Here is a 19611-nt window from a genome sequence, read left to right as displayed (position 1 = left end):
CGCTTTTGCAAAATGGCCACCAATAAGATTGAACAGCAAATTAGTTAATTTCTTTTACTTCCACACGTAATTCTTTTGGCACTTCAAACACAATATTTTCTTCGCGGCCTTCTAATTCAACCACAGAATCAGCACCAAGTTCCTTTAATCTATCAATAACTTGTTGAACTAAAATATCAGGAGCCGATGCTCCAGCAGTTAAACCGATAATTTCTTTATCTGCTAACCATTCAGTTTTAATATCTTCTGCACCATCAATTAAATACGCAGGCTTTTGCATTCTTGAAGCAAGTTCTGCTAAACGATTTGAGTTTGAGGAGTTTTTAGAACCAACAACAAGGACAATATCTGCGCGCTCTGCGAGCTCTCTCGCGGCTTCTTGTCGGTTTGTCGTCGCATAACAGATATCATCTTTACGTGGTCCTACAATACTCGGGAAACGGGCCGTTAGAGCATCAATTACATCAGAGGTATCATCAACTGAAAGTGTTGTTTGCGTCATAAAGCGTAGATTATTTTCATCTTTAACTTTTAGCTTCCAAACATCTTCAGGACTCTCGACAAGGTACATTCCCCCCTCTGGGTTGCTATATTGTCCCATAGTTCCTTCTACTTCAGGATGGCCTGCATGACCAATCAGTATAGCTTCTTTCCCTTTTCTACTTGCTCTAGCAACTTCCATATGAACTTTAGTCACCAATGGGCAGGTTGCATCAAATAACATCGTTAAATCGCGTGAGCGTGCTTCTTGGCGAATAGCTTGAGAAACCCCATGAGCTGAAAATATCAGAATTGAACCATCAGGAACTTCAGCGATTTCTTCAATAAAGATAGCGCCACGTTGACGTAAATCATCAACAACATAACGGTTATGAACCACTTCATGTCGAACATAAATTGGCGCGCCATATAATTCCAATGCTCTTTCTACAATACTAATTGCGCGGTCTACACCAGCACAGAATCCACGAGGATTAGCCATTAATATTTGCATTTTGACTCTCCAATTGCGGGTCGACTTCTAGTACTTCAATATCAAAACTGATTTGCTGCTCTGCGAGAGGATGATTAAAATCAACGGTAATTGACTCACCTTCAATTGATTTTACAACTCCGGGCATTTCACTACCATTCATGGCCGAAAATAACATAATAGTGCCAATTTCAGGTATACCTGTTTCAATAAAATCACGTAATGAGAAATATTGAACTAAATCAGGATTATGCTTCCCAAAAACAGCATCACCAGGTAATGAAAAACTTTTCTTTTCCCCCTCATTGAGCCCTAAAAGCTGGGTTTCAAGTTCAGGAGATAAAGAATCATTCCCTAAGACAAACAACGCAGGCTTTCCTTGTGCGTGTGAAGAATCTGCTGTCGAGCCATCTTCCAATTTCAGAGTGAAATGCAGTAGAACAGAGCTCTGCGCCTGTATTTGAGTAGACATAAATCAAACCTATTTTCTGTCATAAAAATCAGCCCGGTATCATCCGGGCTGTGAGTAATCATGTTATAACCTATTGTCTTTTATCGCATTCGGTTATTTAGCTTACTTTACGTTATCCTGCTTGGCCGTGCTCTGTTTAGTTTTATCTCTATCAGGCAAAAAGCCTTCAATGATAACTAAACCAGCACCGATACAAATTGCCATATCAGCAAGGTTAAAAGTAGGGTAATGCCAGTTGCCGACGTAAAAATCAAGATAATCGACAACAAAACCATGCACTAAACGATCACATAGGTTACCAATTGCGCCACCAATAATTAGTGCATAAGCAATGTTTGTTAGGCGTTTTTGTGCACTTTGACGATACATCATCACCATTAAGATGATAGAGATACCAATCGCAATACCTGCAAAGAACCAACGTTGCCAGCCCCCTTCATTAGCGAGGAAACTAAATGCGGCACCAAAATTTTGGGCATACATCAAGTTAAAAAATGGTGTAATCGGATGTGGTTCGTATAAATTAAGGTCACTCAAAACGAGTTGTTTAATACCTAAATCCGCAACGATAATCACAATGGTTAACCATAACCAACGCAAACCGGTAGAACAAATAGGTGTCTTCATTAAGCAAACTTACGTACTTCGCCGTCACCGGCTACGTTAGTCGCACAACGGCCACATAACTCTGGCTGATCAGCGGCAGAACCAATATCGCTAGCATAGTGCCAGCAACGAGGACATTTATCACCAGCTGCTTTACTAAAGGCAATTTTCAAACCGTCTAGTTCACTGTCTTGCGCGTCCGTTGGCGCAGTTGCAATATCTGCAACAACCGCTTGAGATGTCAGTAAAACAAAGCGCAGCTCATCGCCTAAACTATTAAGCTTTTCACTCAACTCTTTATCTGCATACAGTGTAACTGCAGCCTCTAACGACCCACCAATTTGCTTATCTGTACGCGCTTGTTCCAATACTTTATTAACTTCACTTCGAATAACTAATAGTTCAGCCCAGAAGCTATCATTCATTTCTTCTGATGCATCTAAACCGAATAATTTGTCATACCATTCTTCAGTTAATACAAATTGTGAACGTTTACCCGGTAATTCATTCCAAATCTCATCTGAAGTAAATGAAAGTACAGGTGCAACCCAACGAACAAGAGCTTCAATGATATGGTATAACGCAGTTTGACAGCTACGGCGCGCGAGGCTATCACCTTTCGCTGTATACTGGCGATCTTTAATGATGTCCAGATAGAAAGAACCCATTTCAATAGAGCAAAAATGCATTAAACGTTGAATAACAGAGAGGAAATCGCAGGCTTCATACGCTTTCGTGATCTCTTTTTGAGCTTCTAATGCACGACCCACCGCCCATCTATCTAAAACCACCATATCTTCTGCCTTCACCATATCGGTTTCAGGATTAAAGCCATTTAGATTAGCTAAGAAGAATCGTGCAGTATTACGAATACGACGATAAGAGTCGGCTGCACGTTTCAAGATTTCATCAGAAACAGCAATTTCGCCAGTATAGTCTGTCGATGCGACCCATAAGCGTAGGATATCTGCACCTAGCTTATTCATTACATCTTGCGGGCTAACAGTATTGCCTAATGACTTGGACATTTTACGACCTTGACCATCAACGGTAAAACCGTGGGTCAATACTTGGCGATAAGGCGCTTTACCTTTCATCGCAGTCGATAACATCAGTGAAGACATAAACCAGCCACGGTGCTGATCTGAACCTTCTAGGTACATATCCGCAGAATTACCATGAAACTCTGGACGAGCGTCTACGACAGCAAAATGTGTTGAACCAGAGTCAAACCAAACATCCAGCGTATCCGGCACTTTACGATACGTTTCAGCGTCATCACCTAATAGCTCAGCTGCGTCGAGATCCCACCATGCTTGAATGCCATCAACTTCGACACGTTTAGCGACTTCTTCCATCAACTCTAAAGTACGAGGATGTAACTCTTCCGTCTCTTTATGGACAAACAACGACATTGGAGTACCCCAAGTACGTTGACGAGAGATACACCAGTCTGGGCGGTTTTCAACCATTGATTCAATACGTGCGCGACCCCAACCAGGGATCCATTGAACCATATCAATTTCTTTCAGTGATTGCTCACGTAAGCCGTTTTTATCCATGCCAATGAACCATTGTGGTGTTGCACGGAAAATAACTGGCGTTTTATGGCGCCAACAGCACGGATAGCTGTGGGAAATCGCTTGCTTAAACAGCAAAGCTCCCTTTTCATTTAATAGCTCGACAATCACGTCATTAGCTTTAAATACAAATAGGCCATCAAGGGTCGGATAGGTGTCAGGTAAAAAACAACCATTTGGTCCGACTGGATTCGCAGTTTCCAAACCGTATTTTTGACCAACCACGTAGTCTTCTGGACCATGGCCCGGTGCTGTATGCACAGCCCCTGTACCTGCATCTAAAGTAACGTGGTCACCTAAAATCGCAGGGATATCAAAGCCCATAAATGGATGTTGGAAACGTAATAATTCAAGAGCACTACCCTCACATTCACCGAGAACAGTCCATGATGTAATACCGACCGTTTTCATGACGTCTTCGATAAGATCAGTCGCAAGGATCAGTAACTCACCATTCGCTTCAATCAAACTATATTGAAATGCAGGATTTAATGAAATTGCGCGGTTAGCAGGCAAAGTCCAAGGCGTTGTAGTCCAAATAACCAACGACGGTACTTTATCAGTCATTACGCCAAATTTTTCACATACCGCTTTGCTATCTACCGCAGGGAAGCGAACATAAATAGATGGGGATGTTTTATCGTAATATTCAACTTCCGCTTCAGCCAATGAAGAGCCACAAGCTGTACACCAATGAACAGGCTTAGCACCTTTAATAAGATGACCATTCGCAATGGTTTTAGCCAATGCTCGGATGATATGAGCTTCTGTTTTAAAATCCATGGTCAGGTAAGGTTTATCCCACTCGCCTAACACACCTAAGCGCATAAAGTCCGCTTTTTGCCCTTCAATTTGCTCTTTAGCATATTGGCGGCACTGTGCACGAAATTCAGCGGCGGAGACTTTTTCACCTGGTTTACCAACGATTTGTTCAACTTTATGTTCAATCGGTAAGCCATGGCAATCCCAACCTGGGATGTATGGGGAATCAAATCCCGCTAGCCCTTTGGATTTAATAATAATATCTTTGAGAATTTTGTTAACTGAGTGACCAATATGAATACTACCGTTAGCATATGGAGGGCCATCATGCAGAATAAAGGTTTTTTTGCCCAATTTTGCTTTACGGATTGCCTGATACAAGTTTTCTTTGTACCAGCGTTCTAACATCTGTGGTTCGCGTTTGGCGAGATCGCCACGCATTGGGAACCCGGTTTCTGGTAGATTCAGGGTATTTTTATAGTCACTCATCGATTCTCAGTTCCAATTTTCCGCTAAATTATTTGATTCCTATTGCACAGAGGTATTCTCTTGCTGCAATGACATCATTAGCAATTTGCTCCTTCAGCGCTTCCAACGAAGCAAACCGCTGCTCATCACGTAATTTTTTACGTAGCACTACATCAATATGACGCCCATATAAATCAAGGTTGGTATCAATCAGATGTACTTCTAACTGTGTTCCTTTTCCAGAAACTGTCGGTCGTGTGCCGATATTCGCCACACCCGGTAGAGGGTTATCACCTAAACCGTGAACCTCTACAGCATACACACCTGTGACTGGTGTGACTAAACGTTTTAATGGTAGGTTTGCTGTCGGAAAACCTATAGTTCGCCCAAGCTGATTACCATGTACAACACGCCCACTAATCCGATAAGGATGACCCAGTAAACTTTCCGCTAATGCGAGGTCATTTTCTTGAATCGCTTTGCGTATTGCCGTACTGCTTATACGTAGCCCTGAATCGCAAAAGCTTTCAGTATTTGCCACTTCAAAGCCAAATTGCTCACCCGCTTGCTGTAGGAAAGTAAAATCGCCCATCCGATTTTTTCCAAAACGGAAATCATCGCCAATCGCAAGGTATTTTACGCCTAGTTTATTAACCAATAAGTCCGACACAAACTCATTTGGTGTCAGCGAAGCAAAATGCTGATTAAATTCAACACATAACAGATAATCAACACCACTATCTGCAAGGTATTTTACTTTATCTCGTAGACGTGTCAGTCGAGCAGGTGCTTTATCTCCAATAAAGAATTCAAGAGGCTGTGGCTCAAAAATCATCACAACAGTGGGTAGCCCCAACTGCGCACTCTTCAACTTCAAATTTTGAAGCAATACCTGGTGACCTCGATGGACACCATCAAAATTACCAATAGTCAGTACGCAACCACGATGGTGCGCCCGGATATTTTGTATACCGCGAATTAGCTCCATAACAGGCTCAATACCGAGGAAATTGCAGGATTATACCCTGTACGACGCATAAGGTTAACCTAAGTTCGTAAAAGGTTTCATTAAACCCTATTTTTTTGATCTCCACACTATTTACCAACAGATTTTACCTCGATTGTAAACAGTTATGCTACTCAAACTCATCTAATATTACCTGATAGTATACGGATCTCAAAAATGTTGGGATAACCAATGGATTATCAATACAACAAATTTACGCTGAGGTCTCTAAAAATATTAATTTTTTCTTTTTTTCTTACTGTGGCTATTTACTAAATACATTATCTGTTTATGATTCACGCAATAAATGTATTGTTTTCATACAGCCACCGCATAAATACTGAGGCTATCTCGCTAGAAAATATTTTTTATCTAAAATGTTTTCCATTTTCTGCAAACAATTGCGCTTTTTTTCACGCTAAGATCTGTATTCTTCTTGTCTTTACTGATAGAATCTTGCACCATTCACAGCGATATAAATATCGAAGTACACGATGTTTATTTGCACAAATCCATTGACAAATGAAGGCCGAGAGGGCATATTCCTCGACCTTTGAATTGTCCTCAGTAGAATACATTTGGGAGTTGGAACTTGGCTAATATCAAATCAGCTAAGAAACGTGCCATTCAATCAGAGAAACGTCGCCAGCATAACGCTAGCCGTCGCTCTATGGTACGTACTTTTATCAAGAAAGTTTACGTAGCTATCGCTGCTGGCGATAAAGAAGCTGCTCAGAAAGCATTCAATGACATGCAACCTATTGTTGATCGCCATGCTACTAAAGGCCTGATCCACAAAAATAAAGCAGCACGTCATAAAGCTAACTTAGTTGCTCAAATCAAAGCAATGTAATATCGCTTCTTGATTAGCTAAAAAAACCGGCTTCTGCCGGTTTTTTTGTCTGCTAAATTTTTTGTTCTAAGTTATCGAATGGTGCTGAAAACAAATCAGAAAAATCTTTATTACAGACACGTTGTACTGCTGGATGTTGGATCATTCTCTCAGCAAAAATAACATAATACTCTTCTTTTACACTATCTAATCGCCCAATCTCTTGCACTTCATTATCTGCAAAAATATCGAGAGCATATAAAGATGGCGCCACAAATATTGCATTATGGTACATGCCAAATGCTTTCATCAGTGCTGCATCATCAAATTCCCCTAACACTTCAACTTGTAAATTTTTATTACGTATCCAGGTTAATAAATGACGCCCTAACATTGAACGACGGCCCGGGATCAATAAGCGGCGCTCTTCAAGACATTCTGGAAATGGTTTTTTAGGTACGGGCTGTCGACAAAAAAAGCTTACGCTACACTCTCCTAATTTAACAGAGAATAGCCCTTCTTGTTGCGATGAATCCACAGGACAATCCGATAAAATCATATCCAATTTGTGCTGACTAAGCTGCTCAAGTAATAATTCATGCGTTGATTCAAAACAACGTAAATGAATTTGTTCATGCTCGACAACAGCTGTTTCTAATACTCGACTAACTAAACGTTTAGATAATGCGTCAGCAACACCAACATCAAATAAAAGATTTGATTCTCGACTGTAGTTAACGATATCTAACATTTCCTGACTAAGCATAAACATTTTATCTGCATAGCGAAAAATGAGTTGCCCAAGCTCTGAAGGCACTAAACCTCGCCCTTGGCGTTTAAATAACTTACCGCCTAAGCGCTCTTCAAGTGCTTTAATTTGCCCTGTAATCGTCTGAGGAGTCAGATAAAGTGCTTCAGCTGCTCCGACAACAGAACCTTCTTTACACACATGCCAAAAGTAGTAAAGGTGATTATAATTAAGATGTGAAACCCGCATATCGATTCCTTTTGTATCACCAATAACCAGTATAACAACTATTGACCATACGATTTTACCTGCGCTCCTTTTTTCAGGAGTGATATTTAAAAACCCGCAGTATGCAAAACACATACTGCGGGTACATCATAGTCGATTAGTTCGGAAATTCTTACTAATAAATTCTGTAAAAATACTAATTTTACAACTAATTACTCTCTATTTTGTTTCGGTAACACTACCCTTAACATGAAATATCCTAAAAAGGCAGCCACAGTCGAACCAATTAAAATCCCCAGTCTTGAGTAGGTACTATACACTTCATCAAGTCCATCGAATGCGAGGCCTGTTATAAAAATAGACATAGTAAAACCGATCCCACACAGTACCGAAACAGCAAAAACTTGTTTCAGGTTAATTGATGCTGGTAATTTTGCCAACCCAAGTTTTATCGAAACCCAACTAAACAAAAAGATCCCAATTGGTTTACCTAACAAAAGACCTGCGGCAACACCTAATGGTAATGGGCTCATTAAACCGTCTAAAGTTATCCCATTTAATGATACCCCTGAGTTTGCAAAAGCAAAAATAGGTAAAATTAAATAAACAACCCACGGATGTAATACATGCTCTAGCTCTTCAGATGGCTTAGTATCATTAGTGCCACGTAATGGAATTAAGAAACCAACGATGACCCCCGCTAAAGTTGCATGAACGCCTGATTTAAGAATACATACCCATAATATTAATCCAATAACCAAATATGCTGCTGTATTTTCAACTCGTCGCCAGTTCATTGCACACAGTGCTGCAATACATAACGCCGCAAGCCCAAGAGCGATAACCGATACAGAGCTTGTATAGAAAAAGGCGATAATGACAATAACGCCAAGGTCATCAATAATTGCTAATGCTAATAAAAATACTTTAAGCTCTGTTGGTACACGTTTACCTAATAACGCCATCACGCCCAATGCAAATGCAATATCCGTTGCCGCAGGAATTGCCCACCCCTGCTTTGTTATCTCATCTGCCCCATTAAATAATAGGTAAATCAAAGCTGGTGCAATCATGCCACCCAGTGCAGCAACTGCTGGAAATATAGCTTTATCACGCCCTGCTAACGATCCTTCCAATAACTCACGTTTAACTTCAAGACCAACAACAAGGAAAAAAATTGCCATTAGGAAGTCATTAATCCAGAGAATCAATGGCTTATCCAAACCAAAAGTGGATATTTTGATCGATACAGGTATATCTAAAAATTGCTGATAAGCCCCTTGAAGTGGCGAATTAGCCATCATCAATGCGACTATGGCAGCAATAATCAGGAGTAATCCTCCTGCTGCTTCTAACCTTAAAAACTTACGAATAATTGCTGTCATATATTTAACCTCAAAATATTTTTGATATGTTAATAATATGCTAATTATCAATTCGTAAAAAGTCGTTTATTTATCCATAATAATTCGTTATTTTCGATTTATTCGTGTTAAAGATCACTAGAAATGATAACAATTAGTTAATTTTACTATAGACAACTTTTGTAAAAATAAACAATAAATTAATTATTTTAATATTATTGCGATTTAAGCCATTTATTATTCTGACTTCTCATTAAAAATACACGGTTAAGTGAGTTTGTAACCATAAACGATTTTAAATCTACATACCGTTTCGCAAAATTTTTCGATTCCAAACACTATCTCCGAATAATGCTGCCAAGCGCTTCACAAAACAATGGGGATCAGCAATACTAACCTCACCGTTTAGCAATACGTTTTTATTATGACTACTTATGTTTTACTTGCTGTTCTAGTCGCTGCACTTTGTCATGCAAGTTGGAATGCCTTAGTTAAATTTGGTAATGACCGTTTTTTTGGTTTAGTCATGATTTCATTTTTTGCAGGGATCTTAACTATTCCAGCCTTGTTTTGGTTCGGACTTCCCTCCCCTAATGCTATCCGTTGGCTTATTTTGTCGGTCATTTTTCATATTGGTTATACCTATTTTTTAAGTCAGGCCTATACCCATGGTGACTTAAGTCAAATTTACCCCATTTCAAGGGGTTCAGCACCTTTAATTACGGCAATACTCAGTGCAGTCCTTTTTAATGATCTTATCTCTTTCATGGGCTTAATTGGTATTCTATTAATTATTTCTGGGGTAGTTATCATTGCTTTTGCAGGAAAAAAGTTCACTTTAAATATCAAAGGAAAAGCATTAGCTTTTGCCTTATGCACTGCATTTTTTACCGCCTGCTATACCCTATCTGATGGGTATGGTTCAAGAGCCAGTGAAGATCCTATCGTCTATACCCTTTGGCTATTCCTGTTAAATGGTATCGTATTAATGGTTCCTGGAATCATAAAATACCGCAATACACTCTTTCAAGGTATACAGCAATATTGGCGTTCAGGATTATTTGGTGGATTGATGCAGCTATTAAGCTATGGCATCGTCATATGGGCAATGAGCCAAGCTCCTATCGTCATTGTGGCTGCAATTAGAGAAACTAGCGTTTTATTTGCGATGTTTTTATCTATTGTGTTTTTAAAAGAGAAATTCAACCTAATGCGTGTAACAGCCTGCGTAATTATTCTATTTGGCGTACTATTAGCCAAGCTAAGCACTTGATAAATAAAAAGGATTAAGAGATTCCCTAATCCTCTAAATTATGGTTATAAAACTATTTTTTTATAGATATCAGAAATATCATTACAAATAGTATTCATATGGATAGCACCGTGGATCATGCCTGACAAGAGGTGGAAATCAACATTAACACCAGCCTCTAATAAACGCTCTTTATAACGTTCCCCATCACCACGAACAGGGTCATATTCACAAACAAAAATAGTTGCGGCAGGCAAACCTACTAAAGATGAAGCCATTAATGGATTTGCAAGTTCATTCAAACGTTCGGCAGGATCAGTAAGATACTGATTCCAGCAATATTCCATCGTAGCCGCAGTAAGGTCGTAACCTTCCCCATAAATTTGATAAGACTCACTGCTCATCAAAGCATCCAAAGCTGGATAAAAGAGTAGCTGATGACTAATCGTCATGTCCGGCACTTGCCTTGCTAATAAACAAGCCGCTGCTGCTAAATTTGCCCCTGCACTATCACCAGCAACAGATATTCGTTGCTTATCAATATTAAGCAAATTCGCATTTTTATAAATATAAGTAAGTGCAGTAAAATAATCAGTCAATGGAACTGGAAATTTAAATTCAGGGGATAAACGATAATCCACTGAAAAAACAACCTGCTGTGTTGATTCAGCCAATAATCGACATGTTCTATCCCAAGCAGATAAACTCCCTAAGCACCAACCACCACCATGAGCGAAAACCAATGCTGGTCGTAATTTATCCTGTTCTAACCCATAAGGACTATATGTACGCACTTCGATTTGCGCTTGATCCTCAGTGGTCACTAAAAATGAGTTTTGATAGCAAGCATCCATTTGGATGCCTTGCTGTTCAATAATATCTTGATCAACATTTATTCTTAATTGTTCAAGACTATTTGCTGGCTGATTGAGCTCTCTCAAACTCAACCAATTCGCAATCTCAGTCCGTAATGCCATGTTATTCACCTTGCTGTAGAAAATTAATGATAAGTGCATTAAATTCTTTTGGCTGTTCTTCCATAATAAAATGTCCACAGTCTGCCACTATTGCGCTAGTCAAGTTTGATGCGACTTTCTTCATGGTTTCATAAGGCGCATCTTTGGTTGCATGCTCTGCACCAATCGCCAATACAGGAATAGTTAAGGGTTGTTGCTCTCGTATTATGTTCTGCCGAATTGTTTCTGGGATTGAACGATAATAATTGAAGCCTGCGCTTAATCTTCCCGGTACACGATAACTTTGAACATAAATTTCAGCAGCAACCTTGTCACGATGCCACGACCATTTATCAAAAATATAATTCAAATAGATATCTTCACGTCCGGCAATAAGTGCTTCAGGCAAATCTGCCACTTGATTGAACATGAAGTGCCATAAAAAAATGTTCTCATTTGGTGCAACAAAAACAGGAGGAGACGGCGCAAGACCAGGGATCACCGCTTCCGTCACCACTAAACGAGAAACGTTTTCGGGATAATCAGTAGCGAGTGCATAAGCAACCCACATACCAATGTCGTGTCCAATGACTGGATAATCTGTATGACCCAATGAGTCCATTAACTTTGCTAATAATCCAGCAATCCGGCCTGTGTCATAACTTCCTGTTAATGAAGCTGAATACCCAGTTCCCGGCGGATCAATAGCAATGGCTTGATAACCGTTTTCAGCCAATGCTTCCATTGTATTTCGCCATGCATACCATGTCTGTGGCCAGCCGGGGAGCAACAGTACAGCGGGGCCTTCACCTAAAGTTACATAATGTAATTTATTGCCTTCAATCACTGTATAATGGTGCTCAACAGCATTCAAAAAATACCCATTTGTAGTAATATCTAGCATCATTGTTTGCTCCCTCTTGGTGTTATTCCTAATAATTCATTCAACTGAGACTGGCTCACAGGTGCCGCAGCAAAATCATCAAAAACCTTATCTGTGACACGAATAATATGTTGCTTGATAAATTCAGCACCTTCACTCGCCCCATCATCTTTATTTTTTAAACAACATTCCCACTCTAAAGATGCCCATCCTTGATAACCATTTTGGGTTAATTTAGAAAAAATCGTTGTAAAATCAACTTGCCCATCTCCTGTTGAGCGAAAACGTCCTGCTCTATCAGCCCAATTTTGATAGCCACCATACATACCTTGACGGCCTGTAGGATTAAATTCCGCATCTTTGACATGGAACATACGAATAAAATCTTTATAGATATCTAAATATTCAACATAATTAAGCTGTTGTAAGATAAAATGGCTCGGGTCAAATAGAATTTTACAGCGAGGATGATTTCCTGTTCGTGCATAAAACATTTCAAAACTGATCCCATCATGCAGGTCTTCACCCGGATGAATTTCATAGCATAAATTGATATTGTGTTCCTCACAGGCATCTAGAATTGGCATCCAACGACGCGCTAATTCATCAAATGCCGTTTCTACTAATCCTGCCGGGCGCTGTGGAAATGGAAATACATATGGCCAAGCCAGTGCACCCGAAAAAGTGCCCATATCGGTCAAACCTAAGCGTGCAGAAGCTTTTATTGAGGCTAGTAATTGTTGGTGAGCCCACTCACCTCTTGCAACGGTATTACCGCGTAATTCAGGTGGTGCGAAACTATCGCATAGCGCATCATAAGCAGGATGTACCGCCATTAATTGTCCAAAAATATGCGTCGTCAACTCACTAATAACCAAGCCATGTCGATTTAAAATAGCTTGGATCTCATCACAATAATCTTGGCTTTCTGCGGCTTTATTTACATTAAACAAGCGGCTATCCCATGCGGGTAGCTGTACTGCTTTAAACCCATTATCGGACGCCCATTGCGCAATATTTTCTAAGCTATTGAAAGGAAAAACATCATCACTAAATTGTGCTAAATGAATACTTGGGCCTTTAATTGTTTGCATCTTAATTACTCTATTGTTTGTCGATCGACAAACAATAGAGATCTTGTATAATAAACACAACTCTTTTTTTTAAAAAAATTGATGAGTACTGACTATTTTCAATCAATATGATTGATTTATTTGTAGAAAAAATATTTTCAACGGATAATAAAAATCGTACATACCGAATAAGGAATAGACAATGGCTGGCAGACCTCGGGAATTTGATCGAGATGAAGCACTAATTAAAGCGCGAAATTTCTTCTGGCAACATGGGTATGAAGGCACTTCTATCTCAGATCTAGTTAATGTACTCGGCATCGCATCTGCTCGAATTTATAAAGCGTTCGGCTCTAAAGAAGCATTATTTCGTGAGGCCGTTATTCACTATGAAACCAATGAAGGTGGATTTGCGCTTATCGCTTTGCACGAAAAAGATATTATGACGGCCATAACACAGATGCTTACTGAAGCGGTAAATCTATATACCCGTAAAGAACATGCCATGGGTTGCATGGTGGTTTCATCAGCCAATGCCCTCAGCGAAGAAAATCATTCACTACTTGAATGGATGACAACACAACGAATTGAACGCGGTAAAGGTATTATCACGCGCTTCGAACAAGCTAAAACAGAAAAACAGTTATCTGAAGATGCTAACCCTCAACTTCTTGGCCAATATTTTTCTTTAATTCTTCATGGGTTATCAGTACAAGCTCGAGATGGTGCATCAAGAGAAACATTAATGGATGTCGTTAATTTTTCTTTGCGAAACTTAGTACAATTTTATCGTTCATAAACTAAAACATATAATTTTCATATTAAGAATATTTAATATTTCACCAGAAATGAGGTCATTATGTCACTGTCAAAGTCCCTACTTGCTTTATCCATCATAACGGCTTCTATGGCTAGCTATGCAGTAAAACCTGCGGATATGATGATCGTAGATGGCACAGTACTCACCATGGATGCACAAAATAAAATCATAGAACAAGGCACCGTCGTCATCGATAAAAATAAAATCATCGCTGTTGGCGGCCCTGAGTTAGCAAAACAATATCAAGCAGCCAAAGTATTAGATGTTGATGGTGATATTGTCATGCCAGGCCTGATAAACACACATACCCATGCTTCGATGACCGTCTTTCGCTCGCTCGCAGATGATGTACCTGACCGCTTACATCGCTATATTTTTCCATTAGAAAGTAAAATGGTTTCTCGGGATATGGTACGTATTGGTGCAAATTTAGCCAATGCAGAAATGGTCAAGGGTGGTGTTACAACCTATGTTGATATGTATTACTTTGAAGATGAAGTGGCAAAAACTGTTGATAAAATTGGTCTTAGAGCTGTGCTTGGTGAATCCGTCATTCAATTTCCGGTAGCAGATGCGAAAAATGCTGATGAAGGCATTACTTATGCAGTCAATTTTATCAATGAATACAAAGACCATCCACGAATAACACCGGCTTTTGCCCCTCATGCACCTTATACCAATACAACTGAGCATTTACAAAAGATTGCCAAGTTATCACAAGAACTTGATGTTCCTGTCATGATCCACCTAGCAGAAACAGATAGAGAACAAGAAGAAATCGCTAAACGCACCGGCGGTAAAAGCCCAGTTCAATATATGGCTGATATCGGTGCACTAAACAATAAAGTGATTGCGGCTCATGCCATCATGGTGGATGAAAAAGATTTAGACTTACTCAAGCAATATGATGTTGGGGTGGCACATAATATCAGTGCAAATACAAAATCAGCTAAGGGTGTTGCACCGGTTACGGCAATGCTAGCAAAAGGTATTCGAGTCGGATTAGGAACTGATGGCCCAATGTCGAGTAATACATTGACCACAATGAACGAATTGGGGCTCGTCGGTAAAGTCCATAAGCTTGCCAACAAGGACAGAGCTGCCATGCCGCCAATCACGGTTGTCGAAATGGCAACAATGGGATCAGCAAAAGCATTGCATATGGAAGATAAACTCGGCTCACTTGAAGTAGGTAAGCTCGCTGACATCATTGTCGTCGATACTAAATCACCAAATATGGTGCCGATGTATAGCCCATTTGCCGCTCTGGTTTATGGAGCAAACGGCGCCAACGTACGCCATACCATTGTCGATGGTAAAATTTTGATGGAAGACCGTAAACTTCAAACCGTTGATGAAAAAGAAATTATCCAAGAAGCTCAAGCATTTGCTAAACAAGTACGTGAAACTGTAATTGCAAGTGGTGAAGCCGTTAAGTAAAAACAAAAAAATGGCTGACTCAACGAAATATTGGTCAGCCATTTTTCTTAAACTAAAATAATTTCAACTACTTACTAGTTAAATCATCAAAGAATTTTTTCACGCCATCTAAGAAGCTTTTTGAACGAGGGCTATTTTTCTCACCACTAGTGCCGCCTAGAGATTCACCAAACTCTTTGAGCAACTCTTTTTGTTTCTCATTAAGTTTAACTGGAGTTTCAACCACGATATGGCACATTAAATCACCTTGCAAGCCACCACGAACTGATTTCACGCCTTTGCTCTTCATGCGGAAAACCTTACCCGTTTGTGTTTCTGCAGGAATTTTCAGTTTCACACGCCCATCAAGGGTTGGAACTTCAATTTCACCACCAAGTGCTGCAATGGCAAAATTAATAGGAACCTCGCAATGCAGGTTATTACCATCACGTTCAAAGATATTGTGAGGTAATACATGAACCTGTACGAATAAATCGCCTGCTGGTGCACCTTTCTCTCCAGCTTCCCCTTCACCAGATAAGCGAACACGGTCGCCAGTGTCTACGCCCGCTGGAATTTTCACCGACAATGTTTTATATCTTTCAACACGTCCATGACCATGACATTTATTGCAAGGGTCTTTGATGACTTTTCCGCGACCATGACAGGTTGGACAAGCTTGCTGTACAGAGAAGAATCCCTGACGCATATGCACTTGCCCCATACCATGACAAGTAGAACAAGTATCCGCACTCGTACCTGGTTTTGCGCCATTACCATGGCATACATCACAAGTTTCTAATGTTGGAATACGGATCTCTTTGGTCACTCCACGGACAGCCTCTTCAAGAGTCAGTTCCATGTTGTACTGTAAATCAGAACCACGGCTTGGGCGCTGCTGTCTGCGGCCGCCTCCAAAAATATCACCGAAGACGTCACCAAAAACATCACTAAAGTCAGCACCACCGCCAAAACCACCGCCGCCGCCCATTCCACCTTGCTCAAACGCAGCATGGCCATATTGGTCGTAAGCTGCACGTTTTTGCTCGTCGGAAAGCACTTCGTAAGCTTCTTTAATTTCTTTAAATTTGGCTTCAGACTCATCTTTGTTATCCTGATTACGATCAGGATGGAATTTCATTGCTAAGCGCTTATACGCTCTTTTGATGTCTTTTTCTGAAGCGTTTTTTTCAAGTTCTAGGACCTGATAAAAGTCTCTTTTTGCCATTTATTTTACCCTTAACATGCGGACACGGGCGCAGAGTTTCCTCGACGCCCGTGTCCGGTATCAGCAACCATTAACAACTATTAGCTATAGTTACTGCGCCCGCTAAGGGCATTATTTTTTGTCTTTATCGTTAACTTCTTCGAATTCAGCGTCAACAACATCATCATCTTTCTTCGCTTCTGCACCAGCACCAGCACCAGCAGCGCCTGCTTGAGCTTGTTGCTGTGCGATTTCCAGAAGTTTAGCTGATGCAGTTACTAAAGCTTGAATTTTCGCTTCGATATCCGCTTTGTCTTCACCTTTCAGTGCAGCTTCTAGCTCAGATACTGCTGTTTCAATGCTCGCTTTATCTTCTGCTGGTAATTGCTCACCTGCTTCTTCGATTTGTTTACGAGTGCCGTGGATCAGCTGGTCAGCTTGGTTACGAGTCTGAACTAACTCTTCAAATTTACGGTCAGCTTCAGCATTCGCTTCGGCATCACGTACCATTTTTTCGATTTCTTCATCATTCAAACCTGAAGAAGCTTTAATGGTAATGTTTTGCTCACGACCACTGTTTTTATCTTTTGCAGAAACATGCAAAATACCATCAGCATCGATATCGAAAGTAACTTCGATTTGTGGCATACCACGTGGAGAAGGTTGGATGCCATCTAAGTTAAACTGACCCAATGATTTATTATCACCGGCACGTTTACGTTCACCTTGCAGCACATGAATTGTTACGGCCGCTTGGTTATCTTCCGCTGTAGAGAACACTTGGCTATGTTTTGTTGGGATAGTAGTGTTCTTCGCGATTAACGAAGTCATTACGCCACCCATGGTTTCGATACCTAAAGACAGAGGTGTTACGTCAAGTAACAGAACGTCTTTAACATCACCCGCCAATACGCCGCCTTGTACAGCCGCACCGATTGCTACTGCTTCATCTGGATTCACATCTTTACGTGGCTCTTTTCCGAAGAAGTCAGTGACCACTTTTTGCACCATAGGCATACGGATTTGACCACCAACTAAAATAACGTCGTTGATGTCGCTTACACTTAAGCCCGCATCCTGTAGAGCAACTTTAACTGGCTCCATAGTGCGTTTTACTAAATCTTCTACCAGTGACTCAAGTTTTGCACGAGTCACTTTGATATTCATGTGTTTAGGACCTGTCGCATCTGCGGTAATATATGGCAGATTCACGTCAGTTTGTTGAGCTGAAGACAACTCAATTTTCGCTTTTTCAGCAGATTCTTTCAGACGTTGCATTGCCAGTGGATCGTTACGCAGATCAACACCTTGGTCTTTCTTGAATTCTTCTACTAAATAATTAATTAAGCGGTTATCGAAGTCTTCACCACCTAAGTGGGTATCACCATTGGTAGCAAGAACTTCATAGGTTTTTTCGCCATCAACTTCATCAATTTCAATAATTGATAAGTCGAATGTACCACCACCTAAGTCATAAACCGCGATAGTACGGTTACCAATTTCTTTATCTAAACCATAAGCCAATGCAGCAGCTGTTGGTTCGTTGATAATACGCTTAACTTCTAAACCTGCGATACGGCCAGCATCTTTTGTTGCTTGACGCTGCGCATCATTAAAGTATGCAGGAACAGTAATAACAGCTTCAGTTACAGGCTCACCTAAGTAATCTTCTGCTGTTTTCTTCATTTTTTTCAGAACTTCAGCAGAAATTTGTGGTGGAGCCATTTTTTGACCTTTAACATCCAACCAAGCATCGCCATTATCAGCCGCTATAATTTTATATGGCATGATAGAAACGTCGCGTTGAACTTCTTCGTCTTGGAAACGACGACCAATCAAACGTTTAATTGCAAATAATGTATTTTCTGGATTTGTCACAGCCTGACGTTTTGCTGGCTGGCCTACCAAAATTTCACCATCTTGAGTGTATGCGATGATGGAAGGAGTAGTTCTATCACCTTCGCTGTTCTCAAGAACACGCGCAGTAGTACCATCCATAATTGCAACGCATGAGTTTGTTGTACCCAAGTCGATACCAATAATTTTACCCATCTAATACGCCTCCAAAGGAATTTGTTTCAATATAATTTCGATATCAATCTATATGAGGCTCAATATTTCATTTTCAAGGGAGTCTTCACTCTGAGCCTAACTTTTTTTTACTTTACGCAATAATTCAGATTGAAATCGGCTGATGTCTTAAAGATGGGGCCACAAATTCATTCATCAAGGGGATGATTAAAAAAAATTTGCATTTATTGCCAAAAAACCTACCTCTCGATCATTGTTTAAGCAGCCAAAACTGCGTATGATTCGCCGCCACCCCCAATTTGGTGGAATTAACATTTTATATCTATTTGAATTTTATATATTTTACCAGAGGTTATATGCACTCCAGCTCTCTTGCAAATCCAGGTCCACTTGGTTTATTGGGTTTTGGTATGACGACAATCCTGCTGAACATTCATAATGCAGGCTTTTTCCCTCTCTCATCAGTTATTTTAAGTATGGGAATTTTTTATGGTGGTATTGCTCAATTTATTGCTGGACTTATTGAATATAAGAAAGGAAATACATTTGGTGCAACGGCGTTTACCTCTTACAGTATGTTTTGGCTATCCTTAGTGGGTCTACTATTTTTACCTACTATGGGATTAGCTGAAGCCACCGATCCTGCGTTCTTGGGTATTTACTTAATCGTTTGGGGCATTTTCACCTTCTTTATGTTCCTAGGTACTTTCAAAGCTAACTTTGTACTGCAATTTGTCTTTGGCAGTTTAACCGTGCTATTTGCACTATTAGCTATCGGTAATTTAACCGGTAATGCGATGTTATTAAAAATTGCAGGCTTTGAAGGGATTATCTGTGGTGCCAGCGCATTCTATTTAGCAATGGCTGAAATATTAAATGAACAATACGGCAAAACTATCCTGCCAATTGGTCAGCGCAGTTAATTATCTGA

General features: G+C 40.1%; 17 protein-coding genes. 5 read left to right on the top strand and 12 right to left on the bottom strand.

Annotated features, from left to right (window positions below):
- Positions 1-40: 40 nt before the first annotated feature.
- The 5 genes from ispH to ribF all read right to left on the bottom strand — a co-directional run bounded on the left by ispH (position 41) and on the right by ribF (position 5849).
- Positions 41-994, bottom strand: coding sequence for a 4-hydroxy-3-methylbut-2-enyl diphosphate reductase (gene ispH / locus DD649_RS14880; protein WP_294108328.1), 954 nt, complete (start codon positions 992-994; stop codon positions 41-43).
- The gene (gene fkpB / locus DD649_RS14875; protein ID WP_294108326.1) at positions 975-1445 is read right to left on the bottom strand and encodes an FKBP-type peptidyl-prolyl cis-trans isomerase; all 471 of its coding nucleotides are present in this window, start codon (positions 1443-1445) and stop codon (positions 975-977) included. The genes ispH and fkpB overlap by 20 nt, the downstream gene beginning before the upstream one ends.
- 102 nt (positions 1446-1547) lie before the next feature.
- Entirely contained in the window at positions 1548-2072 is a 525-nt protein-coding gene (gene lspA / locus DD649_RS14870; RefSeq protein ID WP_294108324.1) for a signal peptidase II, read from the bottom strand.
- Positions 2072-4882 carry an isoleucine--tRNA ligase gene (gene ileS, locus DD649_RS14865; protein WP_294108322.1) on the bottom strand — a complete coding sequence of 937 codons (2811 nt, stop codon included), beginning with the start codon at positions 4880-4882 and terminating at the stop codon, positions 2072-2074. Before ileS ends, lspA begins: the two co-directional genes overlap by 1 nt.
- A gap of 28 nt (positions 4883-4910) precedes the next feature.
- Positions 4911-5849: a bifunctional riboflavin kinase/FAD synthetase gene (gene ribF / locus DD649_RS14860; RefSeq protein ID WP_294108321.1), complete on the bottom strand. Its 939-nt coding sequence runs from the start codon at positions 5847-5849 to the stop codon at positions 4911-4913.
- 610 nt (positions 5850-6459) lie between these two features.
- Here ribF and rpsT point away from each other — a divergent pair.
- The gene (rpsT, locus tag DD649_RS14855; RefSeq protein WP_294108320.1) at positions 6460-6720 is read left to right on the top strand and encodes a 30S ribosomal protein S20; all 261 of its coding nucleotides are present in this window, start codon (positions 6460-6462) and stop codon (positions 6718-6720) included.
- 52 nt (positions 6721-6772) lie between these two features.
- Here the strand turns inward: rpsT and nhaR are convergent, their stop codons facing one another.
- A complete protein-coding gene (gene nhaR, locus DD649_RS14850; protein ID WP_294108319.1) occupies positions 6773-7696 on the bottom strand; it encodes a transcriptional activator NhaR in 924 nt (307 codons plus the stop codon).
- A gap of 191 nt (positions 7697-7887) precedes the next feature.
- The gene (nhaA, locus tag DD649_RS14845) at positions 7888-9060 is read right to left on the bottom strand and encodes a Na+/H+ antiporter NhaA (RefSeq protein ID WP_294108317.1); all 1173 of its coding nucleotides are present in this window, start codon (positions 9058-9060) and stop codon (positions 7888-7890) included.
- Positions 9061-9463: 403 nt separating this feature from the next.
- Between nhaA and DD649_RS14840 the strand changes: the two genes are divergently transcribed.
- Positions 9464-10312 (top strand): EamA family transporter, encoded by an 849-nt coding sequence (locus tag DD649_RS14840; protein WP_336430898.1) that lies wholly within the window; start codon positions 9464-9466, stop codon positions 10310-10312.
- Between the two features lie 44 nt (positions 10313-10356).
- Here the strand turns inward: DD649_RS14840 and DD649_RS14835 are convergent, their stop codons facing one another.
- From DD649_RS14835 to DD649_RS14825, 3 genes are read right to left on the bottom strand one after another with little or no spacing between them, the layout of a single operon-like run.
- On the bottom strand, positions 10357-11268 hold the full coding sequence (locus tag DD649_RS14835) for an alpha/beta hydrolase (RefSeq protein ID WP_294108314.1): 912 nt from the start codon (positions 11266-11268) through the stop codon (positions 10357-10359).
- Position 11269: 1 nt separating this feature from the next.
- The gene (locus tag DD649_RS14830; RefSeq protein WP_294108312.1) at positions 11270-12154 is read right to left on the bottom strand and encodes an alpha/beta hydrolase; all 885 of its coding nucleotides are present in this window, start codon (positions 12152-12154) and stop codon (positions 11270-11272) included.
- Positions 12151-13224: a sugar phosphate isomerase/epimerase family protein gene (locus DD649_RS14825; RefSeq protein ID WP_336430897.1), complete on the bottom strand. Its 1074-nt coding sequence runs from the start codon at positions 13222-13224 to the stop codon at positions 12151-12153. The genes DD649_RS14830 and DD649_RS14825 overlap by 4 nt, the downstream gene beginning before the upstream one ends.
- A 181-nt stretch (positions 13225-13405) precedes the next feature.
- On the opposite strand from DD649_RS14825, the gene DD649_RS14820 reads away from it, so the two are divergent.
- Together DD649_RS14820 and DD649_RS14815 are read left to right on the top strand one after the other, a co-directional pair.
- Positions 13406-14002 (top strand): TetR/AcrR family transcriptional regulator, encoded by a 597-nt coding sequence (locus DD649_RS14820; RefSeq protein WP_294108308.1) that lies wholly within the window; start codon positions 13406-13408, stop codon positions 14000-14002.
- Positions 14003-14062: 60 nt separating this feature from the next.
- Positions 14063-15463 carry an amidohydrolase gene (locus DD649_RS14815; protein WP_294108306.1) on the top strand — a complete coding sequence of 467 codons (1401 nt, stop codon included), beginning with the start codon at positions 14063-14065 and terminating at the stop codon, positions 15461-15463.
- Between the two features lie 67 nt (positions 15464-15530).
- On the opposite strand, the gene dnaJ is transcribed toward DD649_RS14815, so the two are convergent.
- Positions 15531-16670, bottom strand: a complete 1140-nt coding sequence (gene dnaJ / locus DD649_RS14810) for a molecular chaperone DnaJ (RefSeq protein WP_294108304.1) — start codon at positions 16668-16670, stop codon at positions 15531-15533.
- Positions 16671-16781: 111 nt separating this feature from the next.
- Entirely contained in the window at positions 16782-18701 is a 1920-nt protein-coding gene (gene dnaK / locus DD649_RS14805; protein WP_294108302.1) for a molecular chaperone DnaK, read from the bottom strand.
- A 335-nt stretch (positions 18702-19036) separates the two neighbouring features.
- Here dnaK and satP point away from each other — a divergent pair, with 335 nt between their 5' ends.
- The gene (gene satP, locus DD649_RS14800; protein ID WP_294108300.1) at positions 19037-19603 is read left to right on the top strand and encodes an acetate uptake transporter; all 567 of its coding nucleotides are present in this window, start codon (positions 19037-19039) and stop codon (positions 19601-19603) included.
- The last annotated feature ends 8 nt before the right edge of the window (positions 19604-19611 follow it).

The organism is Providencia sp., assembly GCF_003533305.1.
In the GTDB taxonomy this organism is placed as follows: domain Bacteria; phylum Pseudomonadota; class Gammaproteobacteria; order Enterobacterales; family Enterobacteriaceae; genus Providencia.
This window is presented reverse-complemented; position numbering and strand designations above follow the sequence as displayed.

What these genes read in the sequence shown, in the direction of transcription:
- ispH (WP_294108328.1), bottom strand. Translation starts at nt 994, where the DNA reads ATGCAAATATTAATGGCTAATCCTCGTGGATTCTGTGCTGGTGTAGAC.
- fkpB (WP_294108326.1), bottom strand. Translation starts at nt 1,445, where the DNA reads ATGTCTACTCAAATACAGGCGCAGAGCTCTGTTCTACTGCATTTCACT.
- lspA (WP_294108324.1), bottom strand. Translation starts at nt 2,072, where the DNA reads ATGAAGACACCTATTTGTTCTACCGGTTTGCGTTGGTTATGGTTAACC.
- ileS (WP_294108322.1), bottom strand. Translation starts at nt 4,882, where the DNA reads ATGAGTGACTATAAAAATACCCTGAATCTACCAGAAACCGGGTTCCCA.
- ribF (WP_294108321.1), bottom strand. Translation starts at nt 5,849, where the DNA reads ATGGAGCTAATTCGCGGTATACAAAATATCCGGGCGCACCATCGTGGT.
- nhaR (WP_294108319.1), bottom strand. Translation starts at nt 7,696, where the DNA reads ATGCGGGTTTCACATCTTAATTATAATCACCTTTACTACTTTTGGCAT.
- nhaA (WP_294108317.1), bottom strand. Translation starts at nt 9,060, where the DNA reads ATGACAGCAATTATTCGTAAGTTTTTAAGGTTAGAAGCAGCAGGAGGA.
- DD649_RS14840 (WP_336430898.1), top strand. Translation starts at nt 9,464, where the DNA reads ATGACTACTTATGTTTTACTTGCTGTTCTAGTCGCTGCACTTTGTCAT.
- DD649_RS14835 (WP_294108314.1), bottom strand. Translation starts at nt 11,268, where the DNA reads ATGGCATTACGGACTGAGATTGCGAATTGGTTGAGTTTGAGAGAGCTC.
- DD649_RS14830 (WP_294108312.1), bottom strand. Translation starts at nt 12,154, where the DNA reads ATGATGCTAGATATTACTACAAATGGGTATTTTTTGAATGCTGTTGAG.
- DD649_RS14825 (WP_336430897.1), bottom strand. Translation starts at nt 13,224, where the DNA reads ATGCAAACAATTAAAGGCCCAAGTATTCATTTAGCACAATTTAGTGAT.
- DD649_RS14820 (WP_294108308.1), top strand. Translation starts at nt 13,406, where the DNA reads ATGGCTGGCAGACCTCGGGAATTTGATCGAGATGAAGCACTAATTAAA.
- DD649_RS14815 (WP_294108306.1), top strand. Translation starts at nt 14,063, where the DNA reads ATGTCACTGTCAAAGTCCCTACTTGCTTTATCCATCATAACGGCTTCT.
- dnaJ (WP_294108304.1), bottom strand. Translation starts at nt 16,670, where the DNA reads ATGGCAAAAAGAGACTTTTATCAGGTCCTAGAACTTGAAAAAAACGCT.
- dnaK (WP_294108302.1), bottom strand. Translation starts at nt 18,701, where the DNA reads ATGGGTAAAATTATTGGTATCGACTTGGGTACAACAAACTCATGCGTT.
- satP (WP_294108300.1), top strand. Translation starts at nt 19,037, where the DNA reads ATGCACTCCAGCTCTCTTGCAAATCCAGGTCCACTTGGTTTATTGGGT.